This window comes from Massilia sp. LjRoot122 (assembly GCF_964252725.1).
In the GTDB taxonomy this organism is placed as follows: domain Bacteria; phylum Pseudomonadota; class Gammaproteobacteria; order Burkholderiales; family Burkholderiaceae_D; genus Telluria.
Genome location: NZ_CAXUPB020000001.1, coordinates 232,244 through 250,856, shown reverse-complemented (window position 1 = coordinate 250,856; position 18,613 = coordinate 232,244). Strand labels below are relative to the sequence as shown.

15 protein-coding genes are annotated in these 18,613 nt (G+C 64.2%); 8 read left to right on the top strand and 7 right to left on the bottom strand.

The genetic code is table 11. From position 1 onward, the window contains the following. Positions 1-274 precede the first annotated feature (274 nt). From dnaA to gyrB, 3 genes are all read left to right on the top strand, one after another. Positions 275-1,678: a chromosomal replication initiator protein DnaA gene (gene dnaA / locus ACSQ25_RS01120; protein ID WP_436103886.1), complete on the top strand. Its 1,404-nt coding sequence runs from the start codon at positions 275-277 to the stop codon at positions 1,676-1,678. Positions 1,679-1,783: 105 nt separating this feature from the next. Further along, positions 1,784-2,890 carry a DNA polymerase III subunit beta gene (dnaN, locus tag ACSQ25_RS01115; RefSeq protein WP_436103885.1) on the top strand — a complete coding sequence of 369 codons (1,107 nt, stop codon included), beginning with the start codon at positions 1,784-1,786 and terminating at the stop codon, positions 2,888-2,890. Between the two features lie 238 nt (positions 2,891-3,128). After that, entirely contained in the window at positions 3,129-5,606 is a 2,478-nt protein-coding gene (gyrB, locus tag ACSQ25_RS01110) for a DNA topoisomerase (ATP-hydrolyzing) subunit B (protein WP_436103884.1), read from the top strand. A gap of 72 nt (positions 5,607-5,678) precedes the next feature. Here the strand turns inward: gyrB and ACSQ25_RS01105 are convergent, their stop codons facing one another. After that, complete coding sequence (locus ACSQ25_RS01105) at positions 5,679-6,965, bottom strand: MFS transporter (RefSeq protein WP_436103883.1); 1,287 nt, start codon at positions 6,963-6,965, stop codon at positions 5,679-5,681. A 177-nt stretch (positions 6,966-7,142) separates the two neighbouring features. On the opposite strand from ACSQ25_RS01105, the gene ACSQ25_RS01100 reads away from it, so the two are divergent. Beyond that, positions 7,143-7,904: an HNH endonuclease gene (locus ACSQ25_RS01100; RefSeq protein ID WP_436103882.1), complete on the top strand. Its 762-nt coding sequence runs from the start codon at positions 7,143-7,145 to the stop codon at positions 7,902-7,904. 15 nt (positions 7,905-7,919) lie between these two features. Here the strand turns inward: ACSQ25_RS01100 and ACSQ25_RS01095 are convergent, their stop codons facing one another. Next, positions 7,920-8,486, bottom strand: coding sequence for a flavin reductase family protein (locus tag ACSQ25_RS01095; RefSeq protein WP_436103881.1), 567 nt, complete (start codon positions 8,484-8,486; stop codon positions 7,920-7,922). A gap of 140 nt (positions 8,487-8,626) precedes the next feature. Between ACSQ25_RS01095 and ACSQ25_RS01090 the strand changes: the two genes are divergently transcribed. After that, entirely contained in the window at positions 8,627-9,127 is a 501-nt protein-coding gene (locus tag ACSQ25_RS01090) for an NMCC_0638 family (lipo)protein (RefSeq protein WP_436103880.1), read from the top strand. A 10-nt stretch (positions 9,128-9,137) separates the two neighbouring features. Here the strand turns inward: ACSQ25_RS01090 and ACSQ25_RS01085 are convergent, their stop codons facing one another. From ACSQ25_RS01085 to infA, 4 genes are all read right to left on the bottom strand, one after another. Beyond that, on the bottom strand, positions 9,138-10,235 hold the full coding sequence (locus tag ACSQ25_RS01085; protein ID WP_436103879.1) for a hypothetical protein: 1,098 nt from the start codon (positions 10,233-10,235) through the stop codon (positions 9,138-9,140). Positions 10,236-10,340: 105 nt separating this feature from the next. Continuing rightward, complete coding sequence (locus ACSQ25_RS01080) at positions 10,341-11,969, bottom strand: ATP-binding domain-containing protein (protein ID WP_436103878.1); 1,629 nt, start codon at positions 11,967-11,969, stop codon at positions 10,341-10,343. A 72-nt stretch (positions 11,970-12,041) separates the two neighbouring features. Continuing rightward, entirely contained in the window at positions 12,042-13,223 is a 1,182-nt protein-coding gene (locus ACSQ25_RS01075; protein ID WP_436103877.1) for a DesA family fatty acid desaturase, read from the bottom strand. Between the two features lie 75 nt (positions 13,224-13,298). Beyond that, on the bottom strand, positions 13,299-13,565 hold the full coding sequence (infA, locus tag ACSQ25_RS01070) for a translation initiation factor IF-1 (protein WP_436103876.1): 267 nt from the start codon (positions 13,563-13,565) through the stop codon (positions 13,299-13,301). A gap of 307 nt (positions 13,566-13,872) precedes the next feature. On the opposite strand from infA, the gene ACSQ25_RS01065 reads away from it, so the two are divergent. Together ACSQ25_RS01065 and leuA are read left to right on the top strand one after the other, a co-directional pair. Then, positions 13,873-14,640 (top strand): penicillin-binding transpeptidase domain-containing protein, encoded by a 768-nt coding sequence (locus ACSQ25_RS01065; protein ID WP_436103875.1) that lies wholly within the window; start codon positions 13,873-13,875, stop codon positions 14,638-14,640. A 369-nt stretch (positions 14,641-15,009) separates the two neighbouring features. Beyond that, a complete protein-coding gene (gene leuA, locus ACSQ25_RS01060) occupies positions 15,010-16,692 on the top strand; it encodes a 2-isopropylmalate synthase (RefSeq protein WP_436108006.1) in 1,683 nt (560 codons plus the stop codon). A 3-nt stretch (positions 16,693-16,695) separates the two neighbouring features. On the opposite strand, the gene ACSQ25_RS01055 is transcribed toward leuA, so the two are convergent. Then, the gene (locus ACSQ25_RS01055; RefSeq protein ID WP_436103874.1) at positions 16,696-17,667 is read right to left on the bottom strand and encodes a GlxA family transcriptional regulator; all 972 of its coding nucleotides are present in this window, start codon (positions 17,665-17,667) and stop codon (positions 16,696-16,698) included. A gap of 93 nt (positions 17,668-17,760) precedes the next feature. Here ACSQ25_RS01055 and ACSQ25_RS01050 point away from each other — a divergent pair, with 93 nt between their 5' ends. Beyond that, positions 17,761-18,579 (top strand): MBL fold metallo-hydrolase, encoded by an 819-nt coding sequence (locus ACSQ25_RS01050; RefSeq protein WP_436103873.1) that lies wholly within the window; start codon positions 17,761-17,763, stop codon positions 18,577-18,579. Positions 18,580-18,613: the final 34 nt, after the last annotated feature.

Below are 18,613 nucleotides of genomic sequence, written 5' to 3'. Positions count from 1 at the left end.
CGTCACGCCTTAGCAGATACTCATTTTCGCCAGCGCAGCTACACGCCGATTTATCAGCTTGACAGGGTGCACGGACGGGGAACCCTGAATTAGACTCGATTTTCGGTCCAGCTGTCAAGAATGCTGTTGTTTCCTGATGAGCTCCCCTGTCGCCCTCCCCCGTCCCCTGATGTGCTGCAAAAAGCGCGGCGCCGGTTGAAAATAGTGGGCCCAACCTGTGGATAACTTCGGCCGAGACAGGTAAAATAGCGTGTTACGTATCAACTAGCGAAGTATGGAAAACTTTTGGCAGACCTGTTCCGCGCAGCTGGAACTCGAGCTGACTCCACAGCAATACAGTGCGTGGATCAAATCGCTCGTCGTCCTCGATTACGAGGAAGGCAAGCTGCGCATCGCCGCACCGAACCGGTTCAAGCTCGACTGGGTCAAGACCCAGTTCGCCACTCGCATCACCGAGCTCGCCTGCCAGTACTGGGAAGCGCCGGTGGAAGTGCAGTTCGTGCTCGACCCGAAGAACAATCCGGCCAAGAAGCCGGCGGGCCCCGCATCGACCGGCGCGGGCAGTGCCAACGGCAGCGCGACCAACTTCGATGCGCCGCGCCAGCCGGAAGCGCCGAGCCAGGGGAACGTGAACATCGCCAACTCGCCCAAGCGCGAGCAGAGCCGGATCAACACCGACCTCACCTTCGACAGCTTCGTCACCGGTAAGGCCAACCAGCTGGCGCGCGCCGCCGCGATCCAGGTCGCCAACAACCCGGGCATCTCGTACAACCCGCTGTTCTTCTACGGCGGCGTCGGCCTCGGTAAGACCCACCTGATCCATGCGATCGGCAACCAGGTCATGGCCGACAACCCGAACGCGCGCATCCGCTACATCCACGCCGAGCAGTACGTGCGCGACGTCGTCACCGCTTACCAGCGCAAGGGCTTCGACGACTTCAAGCATTACTACCATTCGCTCGACATGCTGCTGATCGACGATATCCAATTCTTCGGCGGCAAGAGCCGCACGCAGGAAGAGTTCTTCTATGCCTTCGAAGCCCTGATCGCCGCCAAGAAGCAGATCATCATCACCTCGGATACCTATCCGAAAGAGATCACCGGCATGGACGACCGCCTGATCTCGCGCTTCGACTCCGGCCTGACGGTGGCGATCGAGCCGCCGGAGCTGGAAATGCGCGTGGCGATTTTGCTGAAGAAAGCGCAGTCCGAAAACGTCACCCTGTCGGACGACGTCGCCTTCTTCGTGGCCAAGCACCTGCGCTCGAACGTGCGCGAACTGGAAGGCGCGCTGCGCAAGATCCTGGCCTACTCGCGCTTCCACGGCAAGGACATCACCATCGACGTGGTGAAGGAAGCCCTGAAAGACCTGCTGTCGGTGCAGAACCGCCAGATCTCGGTGGAGAACATCCAGAAGACGGTCGCGGACTTCTTCAACATCAAGGTGGCGGACATGTACTCCAAGCGCCGCCCGGCGAACATCGCCCGCCCGCGCCAGATCGCCATGTACCTGGCCAAGGAACTGACGCAAAAGAGCCTGCCGGAGATCGGCGAGCTGTTCGGCGGCCGCGACCACACGACCGTGCTGCACGCGGTGCGCAAGATCGCAGCGGACCGCCAGAAGAACGCCGAATGCAACCACGAGCTGCACGTGCTGGAGCAGACGCTGAAGGGCTAAAGGATTATGCCGGCCGGGTTATGCGCCGACGTTTGTGTTCTCTCCCGGCAATTGGCAAAATAGTGTAGTAGCAATAAATACATTAATAATTATTTGAGGATATCTATGCAACTGGTCAAAACCACCCGAGACACGCTTCTCCGGCCACTGCAGATCGTGAGCGGTATTGTCGAGCGTCGGCACACTATGCCGATTCTGGCCAATATCCTCATTCGCAAGGACGGCGAAAGCGTCTCGTTCCTCTCGACCGACACTGAAGTGCAGATCACCACGCTCGCCAACATCGGCTCGGGCGATGACGTGACCGGCACCACGGTGGCGGCCCGCAAGCTGCTCGACATCCTGCGCGCGCTGCCGGAGTCGGGCGACGTCACCATGACCCTGCAGAACAAGCGCCTGGCCGTCCAGAGCGGCAAGTCGCGCTTCGCCCTGCAGACCCTGGCCGCGGAAGAATTCCCGACCGTGTCGGTGGCCGACACCTATAACGCCTCGGTGACCCTGCCGCAGAAGACGCTGAAGCACCTGTTCAACATGGTGCACTTCTCGATGGCCCAGCAGGACATCCGCTACTACCTGAACGGCCTGCTGCTGGTGCTGGACGGCCAGAACATCATCGCCGTGGCGACCGACGGCCACCGCCTGGCCTTCTGCCAGGTGGAGACCGAGCAGTCCTTCGAGCGCCAGGAAGTGATCATCCCGCGCAAGACCATCATCGAACTGCAGCGCCTGTTGGAAGAAAGCGACGAGGAAGTGCGCCTGGACATCGCCGCCTCGCAGGTGAAACTGACCTTCGCCGACATCGAGCTGGTCTCGAAGCTGGTCGAGGGCAAGTTCCCTGATTACACCCGCGTGATCCCGAAAGGTTACAAGAACGAGTTCACGATCGGCCGCGATGAGCTGCTGCGCTCGCTGCAGCGCGCTGCGATCATGACCAGCGATAAGTTCAAGGGCGTACGCTGCATCATCGAGCCGGGCGTCATGAAGATCAGCTCGACCAACGCCGACCAGGAAGAGGCGGTCGAAGAACTCGAGATCGACTACGGCGGTGACACCATCGACATCGGCTTCAATGTCACTTACCTGCTCGACGTGCTGAACAACCTCAAGTGCGACCAGGTGAACATCGCGCTGGGCGACTCGAATTCGTCGGCGCTGATCTCGATTCCCGAGAATGGCGACTTCAAGTATGTCGTCATGCCGATGCGAATTTGATCATCGACTGAATAGTTGAGCAGCCCGTATCGTTAGTACTAAGAGATAGCCTCAACCCGTCGTCCCGGCGCAGGCCGGGACCCAAGTTCGTTGATGTTCACGCAAATTGGATCCCGGCCTCCGCCGGGATGACGGTTCAGGAGCTGCTGGTGAAGGTTGAAGCAGCCTGACTACCAAGCGGCACTGAATCACCGTTTTATAGAGAAAGCAGTCCATGTCCGAGAATACCCAACCAGAAATGACCCCCGTCCCTAAAGCGGACGACTACGGCGCGTCCTCGATCCAGATCCTGGAAGGCCTGGAAGCGGTGCGCAAGCGTCCGGGCATGTACATTGGCGACACCTCGGACGGCACCGGCCTGCACCACCTGGTGTTCGAGGTGCTCGACAACTCGATCGACGAGGCCCTGGCCGGCTACTGCACCGAGATCCACGTCACGATCCACTCCGACAACTCGATCTCGATCACCGACAACGGCCGCGGCATCCCGACCGGCGTCAAGATGGACGACAAGCACGAGCCGAAGCGCTCGGCGACCGAGATCGCCCTGACCGAACTGCACGCCGGCGGCAAGTTCAACCAGAACTCCTACAAGGTGTCCGGCGGCCTGCACGGCGTCGGCGTCTCGTGCGTGAACGCGCTGTCGAAGCTGCTGCGCGTGACCGTGCGTCAAAAAGGCAAGGTGCACCAGCTGGAATTCGTGCGTGGTGCCCCGATCGACCGCCTGATCGAGGTCGTCGATGGCGTCGAAGTCTCGCCGATGAAGGTGATCGGCGATACCGACAAGCGCGGCACCGAGGTGCACTTCTGGGCCGACGAAGAGATTTTCACCCACGTCGAATTCCACTACGAGATCCTGTCGAAGCGCATCCGCGAACTCTCCTTCCTGAACAACGGCGTCAACATCAAGCTGAGCGACCACCGCACCGGCAAGGAAGAAGTGTTCGCCTTCGAAGGCGGCACCCGCGGCTTCGTGGAGTACATCAACAAGGCCAAGACCGTCCTGCACCCGACCGTGTTCCAGGCCACCGGCGACCGCCTGTCGGACCAGGGCACCAACATCTCGGTGGACGTGTCGATGCAGTGGAACGACGCCTACAACGAGCAGGTGCTGTGCTTCACCAACAACATCCCGCAGCGCGACGGCGGCACCCACCTGACCGGCCTGCGTGCGGCGATGACGCGCGTGATCAACAAGTACATCGACGAGAACGACTTCGCCAAGAAGGCGAAGGTCGAGATCTCGGGCGACGACATGCGCGAAGGCCTGACCTGCGTGCTGTCGGTGAAGGTACCGGAGCCGAAGTTCTCGTCGCAGACCAAAGATAAACTGGTGTCGTCGGAAGTGCGCGGCCCGGTGGAAGAAATCGTCGCCAAGACGCTGACCGATTTCCTGATGGAGAAGCCGAACGACGCCAAGATCATCTGCGGCAAGATCGTGGAAGCTGCCCGTGCACGCGAAGCGGCACGCAAGGCGCGCGACCTGACCCGCCGCAAGGGCGTGATGGACGGCCTGGGCCTGTCGTCGAAGCTGGCCGACTGCCAGGAACGCGACCCGGCGCTGGCCGAACTGTACATCGTCGAGGGTGACTCCGCAGGCGGTTCCGCCAAGCAGGGCCGCGACCGCAAGTTCCAGGCCATCCTGCCGCTGCGCGGCAAGGTGCTGAACGTGGAAAAGGCGCGCTTCGAGAAGATGCTGTCGTCGGAGCAGATCACCACCCTGATCGCGACCCTCGGCACCTCGATCGGCCCGGACGAATTCAACGTCGACAAGCTGCGCTACCACCGCATCATCATCATGACCGACGCGGACGTCGACGGCGCCCACATCCGCACCCTGCTGCTGACCCTGTTCTACCGCCAGATGCCGCAGCTGGTGGAGCGCGGCCACATCTACATCGCGCAGCCGCCGCTGTACAAGGTAAAGTCCGGCCGTGATGAGCGCTACCTGAAGGACGACGTCGAGGAAGCGAGCTACATGATGACGGTGGCGCTGAACACCGCCTCCCTGATCCCGCGTGAAGGCGCCGACCCGATCACCGGCGAAGGCCTGAGCGCGCTGGTGCAGCAGTACAACCTGGCCAACGCCATCATGATGCGCCTGACCCGCGTGATCGACCGCGCTGCGTTGACCGCAATCATGAGCGGCGTGACGCTGCAGATGACGACGCTCGACGACGCCGTGGCTTCGGCCAAGGCGATGGAAGCGGCGATCAACGATCCGGCGGTGAAGGTTGTGGTGCGTTCGGACGAGCTGTCGGAGAAGCACGCGCTGCGGATCGAGCGTATGCGTCACGGTAACGTGAACGTCACCTCGATCGACGCCGACTTCGTGCAGAGCAACGACTACGCCGTGCTGGCCAATGCGGCCGCCACCTTCCAGGGCCTGATGGGCGAAGGCGCCATCATGCGCCGTGGCGAAGGCGAGAAGATGAAGGAGTTCGCGGTGCGCGGCTTCCACGAAGCCATGATCTGGCTGCGTGAAGAAGCGGAACGCGGCGTGTCGAAGCAGCGCTACAAGGGTCTGGGTGAGATGAATCCGGAACAGCTGTGGGAGACCACGATGGATCCGACCGTGCGTCGTTTGCTCAAGGTGCAGATCGAGGATGCGATTGCGGCGGACCAGATCTTTACCACGCTGATGGGGGATGAAGTGGAACCGCGTCGTAACTTCATCGAGACCAATGCGCTGCAGGCGGGGAATATCGACGTTTAAGCGTTTTTCACTCCACGTTAAAACGGCCTCTTACGAGGCCGTTTTTATTTTTCCATCAGAAGCGAAAGTCGCTTATTCCTGCTCGGGGATCGGCCTGACAACCAGGAACTGATACGACATCGCGCCAAGGAAAGCGATGCCCGCCCCCGTCAGCAAGGCGGGTACAAAGGACCAGCTCTGCGCGATATAACCGGTGAAGATCGGGGCCAGCGCGCTACCGATGAATCCACCGAAGTTCTGGATCGCACCGAGTGAAGCCACGCGGCTGCGCGGCGCCACTGCGGTAACGAGCGACCACGAACAGGCCGACGCCGCGTTGGCCAGGAAAATCACGACCGAGATGCAGGCGATGGCCGCGGTATTGCTCTCGACCAGCGCAGCTGGAATCGTGAACGCCACCATGCCCAGCATGGCCAGCACCACCGCCGTACGGCGGCCCAACACCGTCGACGCCGCACGGCGGGTAATCCGGTCGGAGGCCCAGCCTGCCACCAGGGCGCCGGCGAAGCCGCACAGGAAGGGGATCGTGGCTGCCACGCCGACGTAGGCCACGTCCATGTGGCGTTCGGTCCGCAGGTAACCCGGCAGCCAGGTGAGGAAGACCCAGTTCAGATAGACCGAGCCAAAGAAGCCGAGCATCATGCCCCAGGTAGCGCGCTGGCGGAACAGTGCACGCCAGGCCGCGAAATCGGTTTTCGGCGCGGGCTCTAGGCTCTGCCCTTCGTCCAGGTAGGCACGCTCGGCCTCCGACAGCTGTTCACGCACCGGATCGCGATACAGCATCACCCAGACAACGGCTGCCACGATGCCGAGCGCGCCGGTGACGAAGAATGCCCAATGCCAGCTGGTCGCGGCAATCAGGGGAGAGAGGCACAGCGGCGCGAGCGCAAAGCCCAGTGGCGATGCCGAGTTGTAGATCCCCGTTGGCGTACCGCGCGACCTTATCGGAAACCAGTTGCTCACCACCCGTGCTGCAGCCGGGAACTGCGGCGCCTCGCCGATACCGAGCACGACCCGTGCGAGCACGAACCAGCCGAAGGTCGACACCAGCCCGCCCGCGGCTTGCGCCAGCGACCAGAGGACCAGGCCCGCGCCAAGCAGCCAGCGCGGACCGATCTTGTCGACCAGGGCGCCGACTGGAAGCTGGCACAGCGCGTAGCTCCAGGAGAAGGCCGACAGCAACAGGCCCATCTGTCCAAGCGAGAGGTCGAGGTCGGCCCGAATAAATTCATTGGCGACGGCCAGGGTAGCACGGTCGAGGTAGTTGATAACGCCGGTAATCACCAGCAGTACAAGGGCCAGGGTTTGGCGGCGACGGATCCGGGGAGGAGTCAGTCCGGTAGCAGAGAGATCGTTCATCTCGAGATGCTACCAAACGAGAATTGATAGCGGGAAAGATATTCTCATCGCTAGACGATGAATTGCGCATCACGTGTGAATCGCGCAACTGTTTCGATCTCGAACGCCACAGCAATATTATTGTTGAGAAGATATTGAACAAAAAGTAGACTGAGCGGAAGGAGTGCCGATCAGTCCATGTCCGACCTATCTTCATCGCCAATCGATTCCAGCGCCTGGAGCGACACCGAGCTAGCCGTTACGATCAAGGCTTATCTGAAAATGCTGCATGCGGAGCTGCACGGTGTCGGCTATAACAAAGCTGCAGTCAACCGCGAACTGCGCGCTGGTCCACTCGCCGGCAGGACGAAAGGCTCGATCGAGTTCCGGATGCAGAATATTTCAGCCGCTTTGTATGAAATGAAAATGCCATATATTGCGGGCTATCTGCCGGCACGGAATATCGGCTCAGCCGTCAAGGAAAAAATAATCGCCTTGCTGAGCGCCCAAGGTGTCGAGTCTCTCGAGGCGTATGTTCCGACACCCCATGCGAACGTACTGTCGGAGCGCGTTTCCGATTTGCGGACACGGCATCTTGGCACCGTACCACGCGGATCGCAATCACCCGAGATTGTCACGATCACGACAAGCACTTATGTTCGCGATCCTGCAGTAAAAGCTTGGGTACTGCAGTCGGCGAATGGCCAATGTGAAGGCTGTGGCGATCCTGCGCCGTTTACTGGAATGGATGGCCTACCGTATCTCGAAGTCCATCACGTCATGCCCTTGTCGAGCCACGGTTCAGATAAGACGACAAATGCTGTAGCGCTTTGCCCGAACTGTCATCGACGTTGTCACTACTCCAAAGACCGCGATGAGTTCAAGCTCGCACTGTACCAGCGCGTAGCGCGTCTGATTGTCGAAGTACCGGAACTAATGGACAACACTATCCTTATCTAACGACGCGACGCAATGTCAGCTCGGCTCCATGGCCAACAAGCCCGCCGAGCGACGGCTGACCACTTTCCCCGCCACCATGAACAAGCCTTCGCCGGTATAGTGCACCGTCTCCGGATGCTTGGGCGTCCTCGCCACCCGCGCCGCGACCACTTCCCAGATGAAGAAGTTGTACTTGTCCACCAGACTGTCATCATGCAGCCGGCAAACGAAGTGAGCATGGCATTCACGGATGGCCGGTGCATCAACACCTTCCACTGATTCCGGCGTTAGAGCGAAGCGCTCGAACTTGTCGATTTCGCTCCCGGACGTGGTGCCAATACCCACCACGGCATCCAGCAAGGCCGTGGTCGGCAGGTTGATGACGCATTCCCGGCTCTTCCGCAGTAGCTCGAAACTGTGGTTGCTCGACGCGATCACGCAGCCCACCAGGGCGGGCGAAAAGTCCATCACCGTATGCCAGCCCATGGTCATGATGTTGCGCTGCCCTTCCCAGCTTGAACTGACGAGCACGATCGGCCCTGGCTCCAGGTAGCGGCGGATCTTTTCAGTTGGAAAATCCAGCTTCTTGTAGACGCGTGCCATGTGCTCCCTCCTCGCGTACGTTTGCCTTAGGCAACCCGGCATTTCAGGGCTGAGTTGCTATAGTAAGACGTACCAGAAACCAGCCGGAGCACGACTTTATGCGACTTCTTCGTCAAGCCGCCACTATCCTGGGAGGAACCTTGCTATCTTCAATCGCTATCGCTGCGCCTGAACAGCAGGCCGCCGCCTTCATGGATATCTATTCCAAGCACTGCCTGAAGTACCTGCACGACTTCGACGGCCTGCGCAACGAGCTGAAGGCATTTCCCCAGCTGCCGGCGGAAGCCGCAGCCATGTTCCTGCAGGGCGCCAAGGGCAATGCCTGGTCCGTGCCGAGCCAGCACGGCCAGTTCATCCTGGTCGTCCATTCAGACAAGAATTTGTGCGCGCTGTACGCCAAGACAGTGCCGGCCACCACGGTCCAGGCCATGTTCGAAAAGACGGTGGGCAAGGCCCCGGAACCCTTCCGCAGCGAGCGCAAGCGCAACACTTCGGACAAGGGCCCGGACGGCGTCAAGAGCACCGTCGCCTATGAATGGACCACCGATAAGTCGCCGCGCAAGCCGCTGTTCGCGCTCACCACCACGACCAGCAAGAACAGCGTGGCGCAGGGCGTTGCCACCGCAGCCATCGGCAAATAACTCGACTGGCCTATGGCAGCTTGATCTTGATGATCGCGTTTCCCGAGGTCGCGTACAAGTTGCCCTTGCCATCGTTCGTGATGCCCCGGATGGCCGCCAGGCTGCCCGGCAGGTTCCCCGTCTGCAGCGCCGAGGCGCGCACGGTGCCGGCAATCGTCGTCACCACGCCGGCCGGCGTGATCTTGCGCACCAGGTTGTTGACCGCGTCAGCCGCATAGACATTGCCCTGCAGGTCGACTGTCAGCGCCACCACTTCCTCGAAGCTGGCCGCGGCACCCGTGCCGTTGGCCGCGCCGCGCGCACCCGCCGTGCCCGCAAGCGGCGTCAGGACGTTCATGGCGGCGATCATGGCATTGTTGGTCCGGCTGATCCTGCGCTGCAGGTCGAACACATAGACGTTGTTGCTGCTGTCGGTCGCCACCCCGCGCGCTTCGGCGGTGCGCGTGCCGAACAGGTCCTGGGCCACCTCCGGACCTTCCAGCATGGCGGTGCTGCCGGACACGATGCGGCGCGTACTCAGGCCGTTGGTCACCAGCAGGTTGTTGCGCGCGTCGACCGCGATGCCTTTCGGGGTCACCGCCGCCATGCTGCCGGCGGTGACATTGCTGCCCACCGGGATGGTCGCCACCGTGGCCACCTGGCCGGTGCTGCTCACGCTGCGGATGCGCATCTCGTCGGTAACGAACAGGGTGCCGCTGGGGTCGATCGCCAGCGCGCCGGGTTCGAGGAAGCGCGCGCGGTCGCCGGGCCCGTCGATGTACTGGCTGGTGCCCGCGGCCCCGGCCAGCGTGGTGACGACGCCGGCCGGGGTGATCTTGCGGATGGCGTCGTTCCCGGTGTCCGCCACGTACAGGTTGCCGGCGGCGTCGACCGCGATGCCGCGCGGTCCATTGAAGCGCGCCGCTTCGCCGGTGGCGTTGCTGCTGCCGGACTCGGACGCGTGGCCGGCGACGATGCTGATGGCGGTTTGCGACGGCGGCGGCTTGTCGTCCTCGCCGTCGTCCGCCGGCGGATGGTCGCCACAGGCGGCCAGCAGCAGCATGGCCGCGGATGCACATGCCAGGCGCAGGCGCCTGCGCGCCGCGGTATTGACTCCCTGCTTCTTCATGAACGCATCTCCGGAAATCCGATCAGCAAATGCTAGCACGCGCCCGTAGCCCCGCCTCCGGGATTCGTCATGAGCCTCGCATGAAATGCGCGGCCGCCACCCTCGTCACATGCGGTCCAGGATCTGCACCGAGGCGCGCTCGCTCATCACCAGCACGAGTTTCAGGCGCGCACGCGTCATGCCAACGAACAGTTTTCTCAGGGTCAGCTCGTCCATCTCTTCGAAATCGATCTCGGTGAAGATCAGCGCCGGCGCCGACTGCCCCTTGAAGCGGTACACCGATTCCGCCAGCAGCCCACCCTCGCGGAACACCGGGTTGCCGAACAGGTCGTAGGCGCCGGTGAAGGAGCGCAGCGTGTGGGCGTCGCTCAGCTTGTCCAGCTTGAGAATGGCCGACTTCTCGCGCCCGCGGAAGGAGCAGATCGCGATGTCCTGGCGCTGGAAGCCGGCGGCCAGGCAGGTCGTGACGGCGCGCCGGGTCTGCCCCAGCATCGCTTCGGTATCGCCTTCCGGATAGGTCAGCTCCTCGATGTCGGCGCCCTTGAAGGGGCTGCCCGCCTCCACCGGCTGGCTCACGGCGCCGATGGAGCTGAGCATCTGCACGATCTGGCGCGGGCTGCGGTAGTTGGTGTTCGAATGCAGCACCACCCAGCCCGGCAGCGGGACACTCTGCTTGCCGTACAGGTTCTGGTCCGGGTCTTCCAGCCAGATGGCGCGCCCGCCTTCCCTCAGCATGCGCAGCACGATGTCGCGCCAGGTGGTCGAGAAGTCCTGGCCCTCGTCGACGATGACGACGTCGTACTGCCAGGTCTCGGGCAGGTCGGCCGAAGCGAGAGAGCCTTCGATCTCGGCCCAGACCGTGGGCGAGCCGTAGTCGGGCGTCTTGCCTTGGGCGCGCAGCCAGGCGTCGCACAGTTCGTGGAAGTTGGCGACCCGCCCGCCGACGGGCACCAGGCGCTCGATGTGGTCGGCCAGCGGGCGGTTGAAGCAGACGTAGAGCGGGCGCAGGCCGGCGTCGATCGCGGCCGTGTATTCGGCCAGCGCCAGCTGGGTCTTGCCGCTGCCGGCGGTGCCCATCACGCGCAGGCGGTAGGGCGTGAACTCGAGGCGCTGCGCCCAGGTGGCGAGGCCGCCCGACAGGCGCGTCACCATCTGCGTGGCACAGCCGATCATCGAGCTCGGGTCGGGGCGCAGGCTCAGGGTGTCGCCGAGGTAGCGCGTGACCCGGTCGAAGTCCTCGGTGCGCGGCGTCAGCGGCAGGATCTCGCGGATCTTCGCGCCCAGCCGGCCCTTGGTGGTGGCGTCGATGATGTGGTTGGGGTCTATGCCGGCCTGCTGCGGGTCCTTGACGATGTAGTCGGGGCAGTACAGCAGGTAGTCGATCGACAGCTCGCCCTGGTAGCGCTTGGCGAAGCCTTCGATGGTGTGCAGGATCTGGTGGCGGATCTTGCGCGGCTTCCCCTGGTAGTTCTTCACCAGGCCGTCGCGGGACTCGTTCAGGAAGCCGGCGATCTGCTCGATCAGCAACAGCCTGCCGTTCGGCGCCAGGATGATGAAGTCGATGTCGCCGTAGGCCGAGAAACCGTGTTCGACGTTGGTCCAGTGGACGCCGTGGTAGATCTCGTAGGGTGTGTCGGACAGGCGCTTCTCGAGCAGCGCCAGGGTTTCGATTTCACGCGCGGCGGAACCGGTGACGGACATCTCGCGCCAGCCGGCAGGATGGATATGGGCCATGGATCGTCGCCTACCTGTTTTTACGGTAGCAACATTGTAAGGCCGATCACACTTGTTTATAACACCGTTGAATCAGGCGTAGCCGCGCAGCTCGGCGGCGAACCCGCGCAGCTGTGCACAGCTGTCGGCAGCCGCCCTTGCGCACCATGCGCTCAAGGCCTCCTGCAGCTGCTCCTCGCTGGCCAGCGAGCGCTGCCACAGCTGCGCCAGCTGCTCGCGCAGGGCCTGCACCCGGCGCAGGTAGTCGCTGGCGGCCAGCACGCCACCCAGCCGGCCCTGTTCCTCGCCGTCCAGGTAGCCCGGGTCGCGCATCAGGAGGCGCAGGACGGTTCTCCGGTCGATCCCGGCGCCGAGCGGGATACCGCGCAGTTCGCGCCGCCACACCGGCTTGAGCCGTGCATTCAGGGCCGCCATCACGCGTGCGCGGTTGGCCAGCACGGCGCGCAGGGTCATGGCATCGACGGTCGCGTGGCGGTAGCGGATGCCGGGTGCGGCCGGCAGCGGCCGCGCCTTCGCCAGCCGCAGCCATTCCAGCATCCGGATGTACATCCAACCGATGTCGAACTCATACCACTTCACCGACATCTTGGCCGAGCAGGCGAAGGTATGGTGGTTGTTGTGCAGCTCTTCGCCGCCGATCAGCAGGCCGAAAGGCAGGATGTTGGTCGCCGCTTCCGGGCAGTCGAAGTTGCGGTAGCCGATGGCATGGCCGGCGCCGTTGATCACGCCCGCCGCCAGCACGGGAATCCACAGCATCTGGATGCCCCAGACCGACAGGCCGATGACGCCGAACAGCAGTACGTCGATGATCAGGAGCAGGCCCACGCCCTGCCAGGTGAAGCGGCTGTACAGGCGGCGTTCGATCCAGTCGTCGGGGCAGCCGGCCGCATAACGCGCGATCGCTTCTTGGTCGTTGCTGGCGCTGCGATAGAGTTCCGCGCCGCGCAGCAGCACGGTGCGCAGGCCCACCTGGCGCGGGCTGTGCGGATCGCCCTCGCGTTCGCAGTGCGCGTGGTGGTGGCGGTGGATGGCGACCCATTCGCGCGTCACCATGCCGGTGGTCAGCCACAGCCAGAAGCGGAAGAAATGGGAGACGAGGGGGTGGAGCGAGAGGGCGCGGTGCGCCTGGTGGCGGTGCAGGTAGACGGTCACGGCGACGATGGTCACGTGCGTCGCCAGCAGCGTGTAGGCCACGATGCCGGATGCCGGCGCCTTGGTCAGGCCATCGGCCAGGAAAAGCAGTAGCTGGTCCATCGCGTGCTCCCGTCGTCAGGTAGGCATACCGGAGTATGAACCCTTCCTGACGGCGGCGCGCACGCCTGCCCGGTATTAACGGCGGCGCGGAGGCGCGCGGCGTGGTGCGGCCGGGCCGCGGGTTTCGATGTGGCGGAACACGATCCGGCCCTTGGTCAGGTCGTAGGGCGACAGCTCGAGCGTCACGCGGTCGCCGGCCAGGATACGGATGTGGTTTTTCTTCATGCGGCCGGCGGTGTACGCGATCATCTTGTGTCCGTTGTCGAGGTCGACGCGGAAACGCAGTTCGGGCAGCACTTCGCAGACAAGGCCGTTCATTTCGATCAGTTCTTCTTTTGCCATGGTGGCTCCTGGAAAGGGTGCGTCCCGGCGCAGCGGGTCGACAGTGGGGAGGGAGTCGCGGCATGTCGCCACGTGTGGGGAGCCCGGCCTGGGACAGCCAGGAGGGGAAGAAGAAAAAAGCCCGCTCATGCGGATCCATTTTCTGGCGTGACCGGTATGTCGCCTTGCACCTGCACGGGCACAGCGAGGCAACCGGAAGCGGCAAGGCAATACCCTACCCGCTGGGTCCAGTATAACAGCATTGGCCCTGCAGTGCCTGCGGGCGGTCAAGGCCGCTTGCTATACTGCACGGTTTGACGGAGACGCGATGAACAAGAATGTCGTGATGGCCCTGGTGCTGGCCGCCGCCGCGCTTCCGGCGGCAGCCCGGGACGCGATCCACTGCACCCTGCTGGTCGATGCCGCGAGCGGCAAGACGCTGCTGCGCGAGGGCCAGTGCGAGCAGCGCTTGACGCCCGCCTCGACCTTCAAGGTGGCGATCAGCCTGATGGGCTTCGACAGCGGCATCCTGCAGGATGCATCGGCGCCGCTGCTGCCCTTCCGCGCGGGTTATGTGGACTGGCTGCCGGAATGGCGCAGCGCCACCGGTCCAAGCGCGTGGATGAAGCATTCGGTGGTCTGGTATTCGCAGCAGCTCACCACGCGCCTGGGCACGGAGCGCTTCCAGTCCTACCTCGACCGCTTCGACTACGGCAACCGCGACGCCTCCGGCGGGCTGACCCAGGCCTGGCTAAGCAATTCGCTGAAAATCTCCCCCGACGAGCAGGCCGTGTTCCTGCGCAAGCTGGTCAACCGCACCCTGCCGGTGACGGGCAAGGCGGTCGACATGACGGCCTCGCTGATGCGCTACCCGCGCCTGCGCAACGGCTGGGATCTCTACGCCAAGACCGGCACCGGCTCGGAACCGGGCGCGCTGCCGCACGGCTGGCTGGTGGGCTGGACCAGCGACGGCAAACGCACGGTGGTGTTCGCGCGGCTGGTGCAGGATGCGCAGCGCGAACCCGGCGGCCGCGCCGGACTGCGGGTGCGCGATGCCTTCGTCAGGGAGCTGCCGGCGCTGCTGGAGCGGCTCTGAGTATTCTGCACCGCACAATTTTTTCCTTGACATACGGTCCACTCCTCTTTTAGAGTGGATCGCATGTCCTTCCACCTGCATCTGTCGACTTCCCTACTGCTACTACGCGCGTAATCCACGCCCGTACGTCCCGGCGCCTATGCCGGCCAAACAAGCAGCCAGGAGTTGTACCGATGTCCAAGATTACCTTCCCTACTTCGTCGTTCTCCGCTACCGGCACCAGCCTGGCAGCAGGTTCGCGCGCGCTTGTCCGCCTGCTGCTAAAGCTACCGACCGGTTGCCGGGCCTAGCGTTCGTGGCCCGTCCGGCAGCCTGCCGCCACACCCCGCCTCGCAAGGCGCACCGTGTACCGCAAACCAGGAGCAAACGATCATGCTGAAGAACCCCGCCGCCAAATACCGTCCTTTCCCCGCCGTCCCGCTGGCCGACCGCCAATGGCCGAATGCCGTCATCGCGAAGCCGCCGGTCTGGATGAGCACCGACCTGCGCGACGGCAACCAGGCATTGATCGAGCCGATGAGCCCCGAGAAGAAGCTGCGCTTCTTCGAGATGCTGGTCAAGATCGGCATCAAGGAGATCGAGGTCGGCTTCCCTTCTGCCTCGCAGACCGATTTCGATTTCGTGCGCATGCTGGTCGACGAGAAGCGCATCCCGGACGACGTAACCATCATCGTGCTGACCCAGGCGCGCGATGAGCTGATCCGCCGCACGGTGGCGTCGGCGGCCGGTGCGAAACGCGCGGTCGTCCACGTGTACAACTCGGTGGCGCCGGTGTTCCGCCGCGTGGTGTTCGGCATGGAACGCGAGGAGATCGTGCAGATCGCGGTGAAGGGCACGCAGCTGATCAAGGAACTGGTGGCCCAGCATCCGCAGACCCAATGGGGCCTCGAGTATTCGCCGGAATCCTTCTCGACCACCGAGCTCGATTTCTCGAAGCAGATCGTGGATGCCGTGAGCGCCGTGTGGCAGCCGACGCCGCAGAACCCGATGATCGTCAACCTGCCCTCCACCGTGGAGGCGAGCACGCCCAATGTCTACGCCGACCAGATCGAGTGGATGTGCCGCCACCTGGAGCGCCGCGAGTCGCTGGTCATCAGCGTGCACCCGCACAATGACCGCGGCACCGCCGTGGCGGCGGCCGAACTGGCCGTGATGGCCGGCGCCGACCGGGTCGAGGGCTGCCTGTTCGGCAATGGCGAGCGCACCGGCAACGTCGACCTGGTGACCCTGGCCATGAACCTCTACACCCAGGGCATCGACCCGGGCCTGGACTTCTCGGACATCGATGCGGTGCGCCAGCTGGTGGAGGAATGCAACCAGCTGCCGGTGCACCCGCGCCATCCGTATGCGGGCGACCTGGTGTTCACCGCCTTCTCCGGCTCGCACCAGGACGCCATCAAGAAGGGCTTCGCCGTGCAGAAGCCGGACGCGCTGTGGGAAGTGCCCTACCTGCCGATCGACCCGGCCGACCTGGGACGCAGCTACGACGCCGTCATCCGTGTCAACAGCCAGTCCGGCAAGGGCGGCATGGCCTACCTGCTGCAGCAGGAATACGGCCTGGAGCTGCCGCGCCGCCTGCAGATCGAGTTCTCGCGCGCGGTGCAGCGCATGGCCGACCAGACCGGCCGCGAAGTCGCCGCCTCCGACATTCACGCCCTGTTCTCGCGCGAATACCTGGAGCAGGACACGCCCTACGAATACGTCGCGCATCGCATGATGGAAGACAGCGCGCACGGCGTGCAGATCGACCTGAACGTGGCGCGCCACCACGCGCCCCAGGCCCTGAAGGGTGAAGGCAACGGCCCGATCGACGCCTTCGTCAACGCGCTCGGCCTCGACATCCGTGTGATGGACTACCACGAACACGCGATCGGCCGCGGCGCCGATGCGCGCGCCGCCTGCTACGTCGAGCTGCGGGTGGGCAGCGGCCAGACCCTGTTCGGCGTCGGCATCGACAGCAATATCGTGACGGCCTCGTTCCGCGCGGTGCTGTCGGCAGTGAACCGCCACCTGGCCGCCGCGGACACGGGCGAGACCGCGATCGCCGCCTGAGGCTCAGGCACGTCCAAACGCCTGCCGGTACTGCGCCGTCGTCATGCCGGTGACTTCCTTGAACATGCGGCGCATGCCGGCATCGCTGCTGAAGCCGAGATCCGCGCTGATGCTGCTGGCCGGCGCCGAGGTGTGGATCAGGCGCTCGCTCACCTGATTCAGCTTGATGCGCCGCACCCAGCTTGCGGCCGGCGTCCCGGTGGCCGCGCCGACCTTGCGCGACAGGGTGCGCTCGGTCGTCCCCAGTTCCTGCGCCAGGCGCGCCAGCGTCACCTCGAACGCGGGCAGGCGCTCGACCGTGTCGTGCAGGCGCTGCATCAGGCGGCCGGGCTGGCCGATCAGGTTCACCGTCTGGAAGGCCTGGTGGGTGCGCTCGGGGCGCGGCAGCACCATCAGCCGGGTCAGGTCGCGGTAGGCGTCGATGCTGAGGCGCTGCTCGATCAGGGCCTGCGCGATCGGCAGATAGCCGTTGACGCCCGAGGCGGTCGCACTGTTCTCGTTGAACACGCAGGTGCGCTCGACCTGCCAGTCCACGCGCGGAAAGCGTTCGCGCGCGGCGTCGGCCAGCCACCAGGTGATGGTCGCGGCCTGCCGGTCCAGGCGGCGCGCGGCGGCCGCCAGGCACACGCCGGTGCAGTAACTCCACACCATGACATCCTTGCCGAGCCGGCCGATGAGGGCGGCCAGGCCCGCGTTGTCGGCCAGCGCCGCTTCCACCTGGTGCGCGGATTCGCTCCAGAAGCCGGGCACCAGCAGCGCGTCCAGCTGCGCCGCATCGAGCCGGGCCTGGGCAGGCAGGCGCAGGCCGTGCGCGCACTCCACGACATCGCCCGATGCGGCCACGTAAAGGGTCTCGAACAGCTGCCGTCCCGCGCGGCGGTTGGCGGCGTGCAGCAAGTCGGCGAAGGCAAGCAGCCCGGCCGGCATGCAGCCCGGGTAGAGCAGCAGACCGACGCGAAGCGGAGAAGTGGCCATGGCGTGAAATGGATGGTTTATGTCGATCCCTGCCATTTAAGCAGATGGCGCGCCGGCGGACAATGCCTCCATTCCCTCGAACCGGAGCATCCCATGAAGATCACCCAGCTGCGCAATGCCACCGCCATCATCGAACTCGGTCCCTACCGCATCCTGGTCGATCCCATGCTGGCGCCGAAAGACGCCTTGCCGGCGCTGAAGTTCGGCGGCGGGCGCGCACGCAATCCGACCGTCGACCTGCCGCAAACAAGCGAGGCCCTGCTCGACGGCGTCACCCATTGCCTCATCACGCACTGCCAGAAGGGTCACTTCGACCACCTCGACCGCGCCGGCAAGCGCTGGCTGCGCGAGCGCGGCATCCCCGTCATCTGCACGCCGCACGACGCGGATTACCTGCGCGGACGCGGCCTGAACGTGCAGCCGCTGGCCAGCAGCGCCCATGCGCCTCAGCCCTTCCTGCGCGGCCAGGTCACGACGGTGCCCTGCCGCCACGGGCGCGGCGCGGTGGCCCTGCTGATGGAACACGGGGTCGGCTACTTCATCGAGATGCCGGGCGAGCCGACCCTCTACCTGTCGGGCGACACCATCCTGACGCCGCGGGTAGCGGACTTCGTCGCGCGCCGCCAGCCGGACGTCTGCCTGGTGCCGGCCGGCGGCGCCCGTTTCGACCTGGGGCACGAGATCATCATGAACGCGGAAGAAGTGATGCGCCTCATGCGGGTGACGACCGGCAGCGTGGTGGCCAACCACCTGGAGGCGCTGAGCCATTGCCCGGTGACGCGCCGCGAGCTGGTGATTGCTGCGCGCGCGGCCGGCGTGGCGGAGCGCCTGTGGGTGCCGGGCGATGGCGAGACGGTCTCCTTTACCCGCATTGTTGAAGGAAGCGGAATAATCTTGCTACATAGCAGCTAATTATCTTTTTCCGATAATAGTCCATCATGCTGTC

What these genes read in the sequence shown, in the direction of transcription:
- dnaA (WP_436103886.1), top strand. Translation starts at nt 275, where the DNA reads ATGGAAAACTTTTGGCAGACCTGTTCCGCGCAGCTGGAACTCGAGCTG.
- dnaN (WP_436103885.1), top strand. Translation starts at nt 1,784, where the DNA reads ATGCAACTGGTCAAAACCACCCGAGACACGCTTCTCCGGCCACTGCAG.
- gyrB (WP_436103884.1), top strand. Translation starts at nt 3,129, where the DNA reads ATGACCCCCGTCCCTAAAGCGGACGACTACGGCGCGTCCTCGATCCAG.
- ACSQ25_RS01105 (WP_436103883.1), bottom strand. Translation starts at nt 6,965, where the DNA reads ATGAACGATCTCTCTGCTACCGGACTGACTCCTCCCCGGATCCGTCGC.
- ACSQ25_RS01100 (WP_436103882.1), top strand. Translation starts at nt 7,143, where the DNA reads ATGTCCGACCTATCTTCATCGCCAATCGATTCCAGCGCCTGGAGCGAC.
- ACSQ25_RS01095 (WP_436103881.1), bottom strand. Translation starts at nt 8,486, where the DNA reads ATGGCACGCGTCTACAAGAAGCTGGATTTTCCAACTGAAAAGATCCGC.
- ACSQ25_RS01085 (WP_436103879.1), bottom strand. Translation starts at nt 10,235, where the DNA reads ATGAAGAAGCAGGGAGTCAATACCGCGGCGCGCAGGCGCCTGCGCCTG.
- ACSQ25_RS01080 (WP_436103878.1), bottom strand. Translation starts at nt 11,969, where the DNA reads ATGGCCCATATCCATCCTGCCGGCTGGCGCGAGATGTCCGTCACCGGT.
- ACSQ25_RS01075 (WP_436103877.1), bottom strand. Translation starts at nt 13,223, where the DNA reads ATGGACCAGCTACTGCTTTTCCTGGCCGATGGCCTGACCAAGGCGCCG.
- infA (WP_436103876.1), bottom strand. Translation starts at nt 13,565, where the DNA reads ATGGCAAAAGAAGAACTGATCGAAATGAACGGCCTTGTCTGCGAAGTG.
- ACSQ25_RS01065 (WP_436103875.1), top strand. Translation starts at nt 13,873, where the DNA reads ATGAACAAGAATGTCGTGATGGCCCTGGTGCTGGCCGCCGCCGCGCTT.
- ACSQ25_RS01055 (WP_436103874.1), bottom strand. Translation starts at nt 17,667, where the DNA reads ATGGCCACTTCTCCGCTTCGCGTCGGTCTGCTGCTCTACCCGGGCTGC.
- ACSQ25_RS01050 (WP_436103873.1), top strand. Translation starts at nt 17,761, where the DNA reads ATGAAGATCACCCAGCTGCGCAATGCCACCGCCATCATCGAACTCGGT.